This window comes from Streptomyces altiplanensis (genome assembly GCF_053591575.1).
Genome location: NZ_JBSFUB010000078.1, coordinates 22,438 through 33,727, shown reverse-complemented (window position 1 = coordinate 33,727; position 11,290 = coordinate 22,438). Strand labels below are relative to the sequence as shown.

10 protein-coding genes are annotated in these 11,290 nt (G+C 72.8%); 7 read left to right on the top strand and 3 right to left on the bottom strand.

The genetic code is table 11. The features are described from left to right. Nucleotides 1–189: 189 nt before the first annotated feature. Nucleotides 190–741 carry a TetR/AcrR family transcriptional regulator gene (locus ACWD0Y_RS27440; protein ID WP_450263010.1) on the top strand — a complete coding sequence of 184 codons (552 nt, stop codon included), beginning with the start codon at nt 190–192 and terminating at the stop codon, nt 739–741. 25 nt (nt 742–766) lie between these two features. Here the strand turns inward: ACWD0Y_RS27440 and ACWD0Y_RS27435 are convergent, their stop codons facing one another. Then, nucleotides 767–1,741 carry a DeoR/GlpR family DNA-binding transcription regulator gene (locus ACWD0Y_RS27435; protein ID WP_450263007.1) on the bottom strand — a complete coding sequence of 325 codons (975 nt, stop codon included), beginning with the start codon at nt 1,739–1,741 and terminating at the stop codon, nt 767–769. A gap of 134 nt (nt 1,742–1,875) precedes the next feature. Next, nucleotides 1,876–3,315 (bottom strand): NAD(P)H-quinone dehydrogenase, encoded by a 1,440-nt coding sequence (locus ACWD0Y_RS27430; protein WP_450263006.1) that lies wholly within the window; start codon nt 3,313–3,315, stop codon nt 1,876–1,878. Nucleotides 3,316–3,508: 193 nt separating this feature from the next. Between ACWD0Y_RS27430 and ACWD0Y_RS27425 the strand changes: the two genes are divergently transcribed. From ACWD0Y_RS27425 to ACWD0Y_RS27415, 3 genes are all read left to right on the top strand, one after another. Further along, the gene (locus ACWD0Y_RS27425; RefSeq protein WP_093799368.1) at nt 3,509–3,946 is read left to right on the top strand and encodes a gamma-glutamylcyclotransferase; all 438 of its coding nucleotides are present in this window, start codon (nt 3,509–3,511) and stop codon (nt 3,944–3,946) included. 103 nt (nt 3,947–4,049) lie between these two features. Continuing rightward, nucleotides 4,050–4,880 carry a purine-nucleoside phosphorylase gene (locus ACWD0Y_RS27420; RefSeq protein WP_450263005.1) on the top strand — a complete coding sequence of 277 codons (831 nt, stop codon included), beginning with the start codon at nt 4,050–4,052 and terminating at the stop codon, nt 4,878–4,880. Nucleotides 4,881–5,043: 163 nt separating this feature from the next. After that, entirely contained in the window at nt 5,044–6,696 is a 1,653-nt protein-coding gene (locus ACWD0Y_RS27415) for a phospho-sugar mutase (RefSeq protein ID WP_450263009.1), read from the top strand. A 443-nt stretch (nt 6,697–7,139) separates the two neighbouring features. On the opposite strand, the gene ACWD0Y_RS27410 is transcribed toward ACWD0Y_RS27415, so the two are convergent. Further along, nucleotides 7,140–7,811 (bottom strand): PH domain-containing protein, encoded by a 672-nt coding sequence (locus ACWD0Y_RS27410; protein ID WP_450263004.1) that lies wholly within the window; start codon nt 7,809–7,811, stop codon nt 7,140–7,142. Nucleotides 7,812–7,900: 89 nt separating this feature from the next. Here ACWD0Y_RS27410 and deoC point away from each other — a divergent pair, with 89 nt between their 5' ends. From deoC to ACWD0Y_RS27395, 3 genes are read left to right on the top strand one after another with little or no spacing between them, the layout of a single operon-like run. Continuing rightward, nucleotides 7,901–8,857 (top strand): deoxyribose-phosphate aldolase, encoded by a 957-nt coding sequence (gene deoC / locus ACWD0Y_RS27405; RefSeq protein WP_450263003.1) that lies wholly within the window; start codon nt 7,901–7,903, stop codon nt 8,855–8,857. Between the two features lie 5 nt (nt 8,858–8,862). Continuing rightward, nucleotides 8,863–10,299: an aldehyde dehydrogenase family protein gene (locus ACWD0Y_RS27400; protein WP_450263002.1), complete on the top strand. Its 1,437-nt coding sequence runs from the start codon at nt 8,863–8,865 to the stop codon at nt 10,297–10,299. Further along, nucleotides 10,292–11,200 carry an aldehyde dehydrogenase family protein gene (locus ACWD0Y_RS27395; protein ID WP_450263001.1) on the top strand — a complete coding sequence of 303 codons (909 nt, stop codon included), beginning with the start codon at nt 10,292–10,294 and terminating at the stop codon, nt 11,198–11,200. Before ACWD0Y_RS27400 ends, ACWD0Y_RS27395 begins: the two co-directional genes overlap by 8 nt. Nucleotides 11,201–11,290: the final 90 nt, after the last annotated feature.

The window sequence follows — 11,290 nt, the reverse complement described above, 5'->3', positions numbered from 1 at the left end:
GCGGCCCGGGGCCGCCCCCCGCACCAGGGCCGAGGGCCCCGCCGAGACCGGCGGGGCCCTCGGCACGCTCGGCACGTCCGGCTCGCAATGGCATTCTGGAGACCTGAGCAGGAGAAGGGCGACGAGATGGCGACGAGCAGTCCACACAGGCCCGGGACGCCGACGTCCTCGCCGGCGGCCGTACGGCCCATGCGCGCCGACGCCCGCCGCAACTACGAGCGCGTGCTGACCGAGGCACGTACCGCCTTCGCCGAGCACGGCACCGACGCCTCGCTGGAGGACGTCGCGCGCCGCGCCGGTGTGGGCATCGGGACGCTCTACCGGCACTTCCCCACCCGGCACGCGCTGATGAGCGCGGTCTTCCAGGGCGCCGTGGACGAACTCCTCGCGCACGCGCGGGGTCTCGCCGACAGCGAGGCGCCCTGCTCGGCGCTCGTCACGTGGCTGCGCGAGATCATCACCCATGCGGGTGAGTACCGGGGACTCGCCCGCGAGCTCATGTCGGCCTCGCGGGACGAGAGTTCGGCCCTGGCGCGGTGCAGCACGCCGATGAACGCGGCGGGCGAGCGGTTGCTCGTACGGGCTCAGGAGAGCGGCTCCGTCAGGCCCGACGTGTCGATCGGGGACCTGATGCAGCTGACCAACGCCATCGCGCTGGCAGCCGAGCAGGCCCCGGACGATCCGGAGCTGGCCGACCGGCTGCTGACGCTGACGCTGACAGGTCTGCGGGCGGAGAGGTAGCGGCCGCCGGTACGGCGCGCCCGCCTCAGCGGCGGCGCAGATCGGCGACGCGCGCCCGTTCGGCGGGCCCCGCCTGCTGCTCCGCCAGGGATCCGGCGGAGCGCAGTTGCGCACCGCCCCCGGGGCCGCCCGGGTGCGTACGCCGCTGGCCGGGCAGGGGCATGTCCCGGCGGGGCTGGCGCCCCGGCGGGACGCCGTCTCCCCCGGCACCCGCCGCTCCCGGCCCCGCGACGGTGATCTGCACTCCCTGGTCGGCCAGGGCCTGCAGTTCGGTGGCCGCACGGTCGTCGTGGGACGGCGGCTCGTCGGTGACCAGGCGGGTGATCACGTCGGTCGGCACCGTCTGGAACATGGTGTCGGTCCCGAGCTTGGTGTGGTCCGCGAGGACCACCACCTCGGCGGCGGCCTGCACCAGCGCCCGGTCGACGCTCGCGGAGAGCATGTTGGAGGTGGACAGACCGCGCTCGGCGGTCAGCCCGCTGCCGGAGAGGAAGGCGCGGGAGACCCGCAGCCCCTGGAGGGACTGCTCGGCCCCGCTGCCGACCAGCGCGTAGTTCGAACCGCGCAGCGTGCCGCCGGTCATGACGACTTCGACCCGGTTGGCGTGCGCCAACGCCTGGGCCACCAGCAGGGAGTTGGTGACGACGGTCAGCCCGGGAACCCGGGCGAGCCGTCTGGCCAGCTCCTGCGTGGTCGTCCCGGCGCCGACGACGACGGCTTCGCCCTCTTCGACGAGTCCCGCGGCGAGGTCGGCGATGGCCGTCTTCTCCGCGGTCGCGAGATGGGATTTCTGCGGAAAGCCGGACTCCCGCGTGAAACCGCCCGGCAGTACCGCACCGCCGTGCCGGCGGTCGAGGAGTCCTTCTGCCTCCAGTGCCCGCACGTCCCGCCGTACGGTCACTTCGGAGGTCTGGACGACGCGGGCGAGCTCACGGAGCGATACAGCCCCGTTGGCTCGCACCATTTCGAGGATCAATTGGCGACGTTCTGCAGCGAACACGAAACTGACAGTAACCTGACCGGCCGATAGTTCTCAGCAGTTTGCGCCGAATAGCAGAAGTTGTACGTAAACAGAGGGCCGGAGTGGTATACGCGGCGCACGCCGGTCGCGTGCGCCGCGCGCGGCGGCGCCGGCTACGCCTCGGCGGACGTCTTGCGGGTGTGCAGCTGCCGTGCCACCTCGGCGATGGAACCCGACAGGGACGGGTAGACCGTGAAGGCCTTCGCGACCTGTTCCACGGTCAGGTTGTTGTCGACGGCGAGCGAGATCGGGTGGATCAGCTCGCTGGCGCGCGGGGCGACGACGCAGCCGCCGACCACGATGCCCGTACCGGGACGGCAGAAGATCTTGACGAAGCCGTCGCGGATGCCCTGCATCTTGGCGCGCGGGTTGCGCAGCAGCGGCAGCTTCACGGCGCGCGCGTCGATCCGGCCCGCGTCCACGTCCGCCTGCGTGTAGCCGACCGTCGCGATCTCGGGGTCGGTGAAGACGTTCGCCGAGACGGTCTTGAGGTTCAGCGGGGTCACCGCGTCGCCGAGGAAGTGGTACATCGCGATCCGGCCCTGCATGGCCGCGACCGACGCCAGCGCGAACACCCCGGTGACGTCGCCCGCCGCGTACACGCCGGGCGCGGTGGTGCGCGAGACCTTGTCGGTCCAGATGTGGCCCGAGTCCTTCAGCCGGACCCCGGCCTCCTCCAGGCCCATGCCCGCGGAGTTCGGGACGGCGCCGACGGCCATCAGGCAGTGGGAGCCGGTGATGACGCGCCCGTCGGAGAGGGTCACCTCCACCCGGTCGCCGACCCGCTTGGCGGACTCGGCCCGCGAGCGTGCCATGACGTTCATCCCGCGGCGCCGGAAGACGTCCTCCAGGACGGCGGCGGCGTCCGGGTCCTCGCCGGGCAGCACGCGGTCGCGGGAGGAGACGAGGGTGACGCGCGAGCCGAGTGCCTGGTACGCGCCGGCGAACTCGGCGCCCGTGACACCGGAGCCGACCACGATGAGCTCCTCGGGGAGCTCGTCCAGGTCGTACACCTGCGTCCAGTTCAGGATCCGCTCGCCGTCCGGGAGCGCGTCGGGGATCTCGCGCGGGTGCCCGCCGGTCGCGATCAGCACGGCGTCGGCGGTGATGCGCTCCACCTCGCCGTCCGCGTCGGTGACGACGACGGTGCGCGAGCCGTCGGCGTCCTGCTGGCCCTCCAGGCGGCCGCGGCCGCGCAGCACCCGTGCGCCCGCACGGGTGACGGACGCGGTGATGTCGTGGGACTGCGCGAGCGCGAGGCGCTTCACGCGGCGGTTGACCTTGCCCAGGTCCACGCCGACCACGCGGGCCGCCTGCTCGACGTGCGGCGTGTCGTCGGCGACGATGATGCCCAACTCCTCGTACGAAGAGTCGAAGGTCGTCATCACCTCGGCCGTGGCGATCAGGGTCTTGGACGGCACGCAGTCGGTGAGCACCGACGCCCCGCCCAGGCCGTCACGGTCGACGACGGTCACCTCCGCGCCGAGCTGGGCGCCCACCAGGGCCGCCTCGTATCCGCCGGGTCCGCCACCGATGATCACGATCCGGGTCACGAAAAAGTCCGCCTCGCATTGTCAATCCCGGCCCGCCTGCCCGCTCGGCCGGGGATCCGGGGATCGCCCGGGGGGAATGCAGTACGTACTCCATTGTCCCGCACGCTTCAAAGTGCTTCGCCCCGGGGCCCTCCATCCGGGCGCGGCGCTCCAAGGGCCCCGCCGCGCCACCCCCTCCCGTACCCTCGACCACATGTCGCTCTACGCCGCGTACGCCGGCAACCTCGACGCGCGGCTGATGACGCGCCGCGCACCGCACTCACCGCTGCGCGGGACCGGCTGGCTCAACGGCTGGCGGCTGACCTTCGGCGGGGAGGCGATGGGCTGGGAGGGCGCGCTCGCCACCATCGTGGAGGCCCCGCGTTCCCAGGTCTTCGTCGCGCTCTACGACATCGCTCCCATGGACGAGGACTCCATGGACCGCTGGGAGGGTGTCGGACTCGACATCTACCGCCGGATGCGGGTGCGGGTGCACACCCTGGACGGCGAGGAGCCGACCTGGCTGTACGTCCTGAACGGGTACGAGGGCGGGCTGCCCTCGGCGCGTTACCTGGGCGAGATCGCCGACGCGGCGGAGTCGGCGGGCGCACCGCACGACTACGTCATGGAGCTGCGCAAACGCCCCTGCTGAGGCAGGACGCCGGGGCGTTTGTCCGATCTGCCAAAGCAACGATCGAAACACCGTCGGCAGCAACATCTACGCGCGTAGGGATTCACCGGTTACCCTCGTCGGCGTGAACGCATCTGTTATCCCTGCCCCCGCCGACGGAACCGCCGACCCCCGCGCGGCGGCCGACGCCGCCGCCACCCGCCTGCGCGAGCTGACCGGCGCCGAGACCCACGACGTCGCCCTCGTGATGGGGTCGGGCTGGGTGCCCGCCGCCGAGGCGCTGGGCGCGCCCGAGCACGAGTTCCCGGTCACCGAGCTGCCCGGCTTCCCGCCGCCGGCCGTCGCCGGACACGCGGGCACGGTCCGTTCGTACAAGATCGGCGACAAGCGCGCCCTGGTCTTCCTCGGCCGTACGCACTACTACGAGGGCCGCGGTGTCGCCGCCGTCGCGCACGGCGTCCGCACCGCCGTCGCCGCCGGCTGCAAGACCGTCGTCCTGACCAACGGCTGCGGCGGCCTGCGCCCGGGCATGCGCCCCGGCCAGCCGGTCCTGATCAGCGACCACATCAACCTGACGGCCACCTCGCCGATCATCGGGGCGAACTTCGTGGACCTGACGGACCTGTACTCGCCGCGCCTGCGCGCGCTGTGCAAGGAGGTGGACGCCACCCTGGAGGAGGGCGTGTACGTCCAGTTCCCCGGCCCGCACTACGAGACCCCCGCCGAGATCAACATGGTCCGCGTCATGGGCGGCGACCTGGTCGGCATGTCCACGGTCCTGGAGGCCATCGCCGCGCGTGAGGCCGGCGCGGAGGTGCTCGGCATCTCGCTGGTCACGAACCTGGCCGCGGGTCTGACGGGCGAACCGCTCAACCACGAGGAAGTCCTCCAGGCCGGCCGCGACTCGGCCACCCGGATGGGCGCGCTCCTGGCCCAGGTCCTCGAGCGGATCTGACCCCGGGGCGCCCACCGGGCGTGTCCTCGGACGCCGGAGGGGCCGGATGGTGCCCGCCGGGCGGCTTCCGGCCCCTCCGGCGTCCGAGTGGCGGGATCCGGGGCGGGGAACAAGCACGCCGCAGGCGAATCGGAACGCACACACTCGAGAGGTGGACCACATCGTGCAGCAGGAGCAGGAGCTGATCGCGCGGGCGCAGGCCTGGCTGGCCGAGGACCCGGACAGCGAGACCCGCGAGGAGCTCGGCAAGCTCATCGACGCCGAGGACCTGGGCGAACTGGCCGCCCGGTTCGCCGGCACGCTGCAGTTCGGCACGGCAGGACTGCGCGGAGAGCTCGGCGCGGGCCCCATGCGGATGAACCGCGCCGTCGTCATCAGGGCCGCCGCCGGCCTCGCCGCGTACCTGAAGGCGAAGGGGCAGACCGACGGCCTCGTCGTCATCGGCTACGACGCCCGGCACAAGAGCGCCGACTTCGCCCGCGACACCGCCGCCGTGATGACCGGCGCCGGGCTGCGCGCCGCCCTGCTGCCCCGTCCGCTGCCCACCCCCGTCCTGGCCTTCGCCATAAGGCACCTGGGCGCCGTCGCCGGCGTCGAGGTCACCGCGAGCCACAACCCGCCCCGCGACAACGGCTACAAGGTCTACCTCGGCGACGGCTCGCAGATCGTGCCGCCCGCCGACGCCGAGATCGCGGCCGAGATCGCGGCCGTGCGCTCCCTCGCGGACGTACCGCGCCCCGAGGACGGCTGGTTCACGCTCGACGAGGAGGTCCTGGAGGCTTACCTCGCCCGTACGGACGAGGTCCTCACCGCCGGGTCCCCGCGCACCGCCCGCGCCGTCTACACGGCCATGCACGGCGTCGGCAAGGACGTCCTCCTGGCCGCCTTCGCCCGCGCCGGCTTCCCCGAGCCCGTGCTCGTGGCCGAGCAGGCCGAGCCGGACCCGGACTTCCCCACGGTCGCCTTCCCCAACCCGGAGGAGCCGGGGGCGATGGACCTGGCCTTCGCCACCGCCCGCCGCGCCCAGCCCGACCTGGTCATCGCGAACGACCCGGACGCGGACCGCTGCGCCGTCGCCGTGCCCGTGCCCGGCACCGACGAGTGGCGGATGCTGCGCGGCGACGAGGTCGGCGCGCTGCTCGCCGCGCACCTGGTGCACAAGGGCGCCCGCGGCACGTTCGCCGAGTCGATCGTGTCGTCGTCGCTGCTCGGCCGGATCGCCGACGCCGCGGGTCTGGCGTACGAGGAGACCCTGACCGGCTTCAAGTGGATCGCCCGCGTCGAGGGCCTGCGCTACGGCTACGAGGAGGCCCTCGGCTACTGCGTCGACCCCGAGGGCGTACGCGACAAGGACGGCATCACGGCGGCGCTCGCCGTCGCCGAGCTCGCCTCCGTGCTCAAGGAGCAGAACCGCACGCTCCTCGACCTGCTCGACGACCTCGCCGTCGAGCACGGCCTGCACGCCACCGACCAGCTGTCGGTCCGCGTCCAGGACCTCACCGTGATCGCCGACGCGATGGCCCGGCTGCGCGCCCAGCCGCCCACCGCCCTCGCCGGCCTGACGGTCACCACCGCCGAGGACCTGACGCACGGCACCGACAAGCTGCCGCCGACCGACGGCCTGCGCTACTACCTCGACGGTGAGGTGAAGGCCCGCGTGATCGTGCGGCCGAGCGGCACCGAGCCCAAGCTCAAGTGCTACCTGGAGGCCGTGGTCCCGGTGGCCGGCGCGAGCGAGCTGGCGACGGCCAGGGAACGGGCCGAGGGCATCCTCGCCGCGATCAAGCGCGACCTCGCGGCGGCCGCCGGCATCTGAGCAAGGCACCCGCCGTACGGGCGGCCGGCCCCCTGCCCGGGGCCGGCCGCCCGTACGGCGTGACACGCGACCGGCTCACGAACCCCCTGCGGCCCGCGCTTCCCCGCACCACCCGCTGCTGGTCGAGGCCGCCGGACGGCTCCCCGGGATGCTCCCGGGGTACTCATGGCGGCCGGGGCGGCGCTCGCGCCCGTGCGGTCCGGGGCGTACACGCAGCCGGCCCCGCCGCGAGTCACCCCACCCCGCCGGACAGCCCACGGTGCCGGGAGGGGACGCGCCGGGGCGCTCCCCGCAGGGCGTCGGACGCAGCCACCCCGCAGCGGATCCCGGTGCCCGAACGTTCGGCGCCCGAGGAAACACCCCGGCACGGCACCGACCCCAACGCCCCCGCCCTCGCACGGCGCGGGGCACCCCCCAGAAGCACCCGCACCCGCCCGCACGCCTCACCCGGTGGCGAAGAGCACCGCCAGCGCGATCACGCCCGCCACGCACGGCACGATGATCTCGTACGCCCAGCGGACGGCCGGCTCGCCCTGCGCGGTCGGCCGCGATCCGCACCGCTCCGCCTGCTCGCGCAGGTCGTCGACGGTCTGGTCGGCGGGCGCCCTGCGCGTCCGCGCGTCGGTGACGTCGGCGGTCGCGGAGGTCCTGCCGTACGGGTCGTCGGTCGCCCGCCTGGCCTGCTGCCGGGCGACGCGCTTGCGCTGGCGCAGCGAGACGGGCACGGCCCACAGCTGGTACTTCCGGCCGCCCGCGAAGACCTCGCTGGAGTAGCCGGCCCGTACGCCCTCGACCGTCCCCCAGGGCAGCGTGACCGTACGGAAGGGATTGCGGATCCGGAGCCGGTCGTCGTTGGCGTACACGGCGGGCCGCAGCGTGAACGCCACCACCAGCGGCACGGCGAACAGCAGCCCCGCCACGGCGGCCCACGGCGTACGGCCCTCCCCGCGCACCAGCGCGTCGCCGCCGATCCAGGCGGCCAGCAGGAGGATCAGGACACCGCCGGCGAGGGCGGAGGGCGACCGGAAGACGCGGTCGGCGTACGGCGGCTCGTCGGACCGGCCGGGGTCACCGGGGTTGCCGGTGCCTCCGGGACCGCTGGGGCTGCTTGTCATGCGGCCGATTCTGCCTCACGTCACACAGGCTCGGCCGGGGCCGGGGGTGTACAGGCCGCTACGCGCGTAGATATGCTGCAGTGGTGACCATGCCCACCACTGCACCCGCATCCGCGTTCGCCGACGTGACCACGTCCGACGCCGCGCTGCGCCGCTTCCTGCACGGGCTCCCCGGCGTGGACCCCGTCGGCCTGGAAGCGCGCGCCGCGTCCCTCGGCACCCGTTCGGTCAAGACCACCTCGAAGGCGTACGCCATCGACCTGGCCATCTCGATGATCGACCTCACCACGCTCGAAGGCGCGGACACCCCGGGCAAGGTCCGGGCGCTCTGCGCCAAGGGCGCCAATCCCGATCCGACCGACCGCACCACGCCGCGCGTCGCCGCGATCTGCGTCTACCCGGACATGGCGGCCACCGCCAAGGACGCCCTGGCCGGCACCGGCATCAAGGTCGCCTCGGTCGCCACCGCCTTCCCGGCGGGCCGCGCCGCGCTCCCCGTCAAGCTCGCGGACGTGCGCGACGCGGTCGCCGCCGGGGCGGACGAGATCGACATGGTGATCGACCGGGGGGCCTTCCTCTCCGGTCACTACCTGAAGGTCTACGAGGAGATCGTGGCCGTGAAGGCCGAGTGCGCCGACAAGGCCCGCCTCAAGGTCATCTTCGAGACCGGCGAGCTCTCGACGTACGACAACATCCGCCGCGCGTCCTGGCTCGGGATGCTGGCGGGCGCGGACTTCATCAAGACCTCCACCGGCAAGGTGGGCGTGAACGCCACCCCGCCCAACACCCTGCTGATGCTGGAGGCCGTACGCGACTTCAAGGCGCAGACCGGGATCCAGATCGGTGTGAAGCCGGCCGGCGGCATCCGCTCCACCAAGGACGCGATCAAGTTCCTGGTGCTGGTCAACGAGACCGTCGGCCAGGACTGGCTCAGCAACGAATGGTTCCGCTTCGGCGCGTCCTCGCTGCTGAACGACCTGCTGATGCAGCGGCAGAAGCTGAGCACCGGCCGTTACTCCGGTCCCGACTACGTGACGGTGGACTGATCACCATGGCATCTGTATTCGAGTACGCACCCGCTCCCGAGTCCCGCTCGGTCGTCGACATCGCGCCGTCCTACGGCCTGTTCATCGACGGCGAGTTCACCGACGCGGCCGACGGCAAGGTCTTCAAGACGATCTCGCCGTCCACCGAGGAGGTCCTCTCCGAGGTCGCCCGGGCGGGCGCCGAGGACGTCGACCGCGCCGTCAAGGCGGCCCGCAGGGCTTTCGAGAAGTGGTCCGCGCTGCCCGGCTCCGAGCGCGCCAAGTACCTCTTCCGCATCGCGCGGATCATCCAGGAGCGCTCGCGCGAGCTGGCCGTCCTGGAGACCCTCGACAACGGCAAGCCGATCAAGGAGACCCGCGACGCGGACCTCCCCCTGGTCGCCGCGCACTTCTTCTACTACGCGGGCTGGGCCGACAAGCTCGACCACGCGGGGTACGGCGCGAACCCGCGCCCGCTCGGCGTCGCGGGCCAGGTCATCCCCTGGAACTTCCCCCTCCTCATGCTCGCGTGGAAGATCGCCCCGGCGCTCGCCACGGGCAACACGGTCGTCCTCAAGCCGGCCGAGACGACCCCGCTCTCCGCGCTCTTCTTCGCGGACATCTGCCGCCAGGCCGGTCTCCCCAAGGGCGTCGTCAACATCCTTCCCGGTTACGGGGAGGCCGGCGCCGCGCTCGTCGGGCACCCGGACGTCGACAAGGTCGCCTTCACCGGTTCCACGGCCGTCGGCAAGGCGATCGCCCGCCAGGTCGCGGGTACGGACAAGAAGGTCACCCTCGAACTCGGCGGCAAGGGCGCGAACATCGTCTTCGACGACGCCCCGATCGACCAGGCCGTCGAGGGCATCGTCACCGGCATCTTCTTCAACCAGGGCCAGGTCTGCTGCGCGGGCTCGCGCCTGCTGGTCCAGGAGTCGGTCCAGGACGAGCTGCTCGACGCCCTCAAGCGCAGGCTCTCCACGCTGCGCCTGGGCGACCCGCTGGACAAGAACACCGACATCGGCGCCATCAACTCCGCCGAGCAGCTGGCCCGTATCACCGCGCTCGCCGAGACCGGCGAGGCGGAGGGCGCCGAGCGCTGGTCCGCGCCGTGCGACCTCCCCTCCTCCGGCTACTGGTTCGCGCCGACGCTCTTCACGGGCGTCACGCAGGCGCACACCGTCGCGCGCGACGAGATCTTCGGCCCGGTGCTGTCGGTGCTGTCGTTCCGTACGCCCGACGAGGCCGTCGCCAAGGCCAACAACACCCAGTACGGCCTGTCGGCAGGCATCTGGACGGAGAAGGGGTCGCGGATCCTCGCGGTCGCCGGCAAGCTCCGCGCGGGTGTCGTCTGGGCCAACACGTTCAACAAGTTCGACCCGACCTCGCCCTTCGGCGGCTACAAGGAGTCGGGCTCCGGCCGCGAAGGCGGCCGTCACGGCCTGGAGGCGTACCTCGATGTCTGATCGACTCCCTGTCTTCAAGACCTACAAGCTGTACGTCGGGGGCAAGTTCCCCCGGAGCGAGAGCGGCCGGGTGTACGAGGTGACCACAGCGACATCAGCCGCCGGCGCGGCGGGCAAGGACAACTGGCTGGCGAACGCCCCCCTCGCCTCCCGCAAGGACGCGCGTGACGCGGTCGTCGCGGCGCGCAAGGCGTTCGGCGGCTGGTCGGGCGCGACGGCGTACAACCGGGGCCAGGTCCTCTACCGCATCGCCGAGATGCTGGAGGGCCGCAAGGACCAGTTCGTGCGCGAAGTCGCGGACGCCGAGGGCCTGTCGAAGGCGAAGGCCGCCGTCGTCGTCGACGCGGCGATCGACCGCTGGGTCTGGTACGCGGGCTGGACCGACAAGATCGCCCAGGTCGTGGGCGGCGCGAACCCGGTCGCGGGTCCGTTCTTCAACCTCTCCACCCCCGAGCCCACGGGCGTCGTCGCCGTCGTCGCCCCCCAGGAGTCGTCCTTCCTGGGCCTCGTCTCGGTGATCGCCCCGGTGATCGCGACGGGCAACACGGCCGTCGTCGTCGCCGCGGAGAAGGCCCCGCTGCCCGCGCTCTCCCTCGGCGAGGTCCTGGCCACGTCCGACCTGCCGGGCGGTGTGGTCAACATCCTGACCGGGCGTACGCAGGAGATCGCGGCACCGCTCGCCTCGCACCAGGACGTCAACGCGATCGACCTCACGGGCGCGGACGCGGACCTGGCGCGCGATCTGGAGATCGCCGCCGCGGACAACCTCAAGCGGGTTCTGCGTCCACAGCCTGCGGACTGGTCGGCCGACCCCGGCACGCACCGCCTGACGGCCTTCCTCGAGACCAAGACGGTGTGGCACCCGACGGGCTCCCTGGGCGCGTCCGGCTCCGCCTACTGACCCTCGTGCCCCATGCGGACGGGCCCCGTACCGCTCGATCCGGTACGGGGCCCGCCCGTGTGCCCGCGCGCCCGGGCGTCCGTGTGCCCG

What these genes read in the sequence shown, in the direction of transcription:
- ACWD0Y_RS27400 (WP_450263002.1), top strand. Translation starts at nt 8,863, where the DNA reads ATGGCATCTGTATTCGAGTACGCACCCGCTCCCGAGTCCCGCTCGGTC.
- deoC (WP_450263003.1), top strand. Translation starts at nt 7,901, where the DNA reads ATGCCCACCACTGCACCCGCATCCGCGTTCGCCGACGTGACCACGTCC.
- ACWD0Y_RS27440 (WP_450263010.1), top strand. Translation starts at nt 190, where the DNA reads ATGCGCGCCGACGCCCGCCGCAACTACGAGCGCGTGCTGACCGAGGCA.
- ACWD0Y_RS27410 (WP_450263004.1), bottom strand. Translation starts at nt 7,811, where the DNA reads ATGACAAGCAGCCCCAGCGGTCCCGGAGGCACCGGCAACCCCGGTGAC.
- ACWD0Y_RS27395 (WP_450263001.1), top strand. Translation starts at nt 10,292, where the DNA reads ATGTCTGATCGACTCCCTGTCTTCAAGACCTACAAGCTGTACGTCGGG.
- ACWD0Y_RS27425 (WP_093799368.1), top strand. Translation starts at nt 3,509, where the DNA reads ATGTCGCTCTACGCCGCGTACGCCGGCAACCTCGACGCGCGGCTGATG.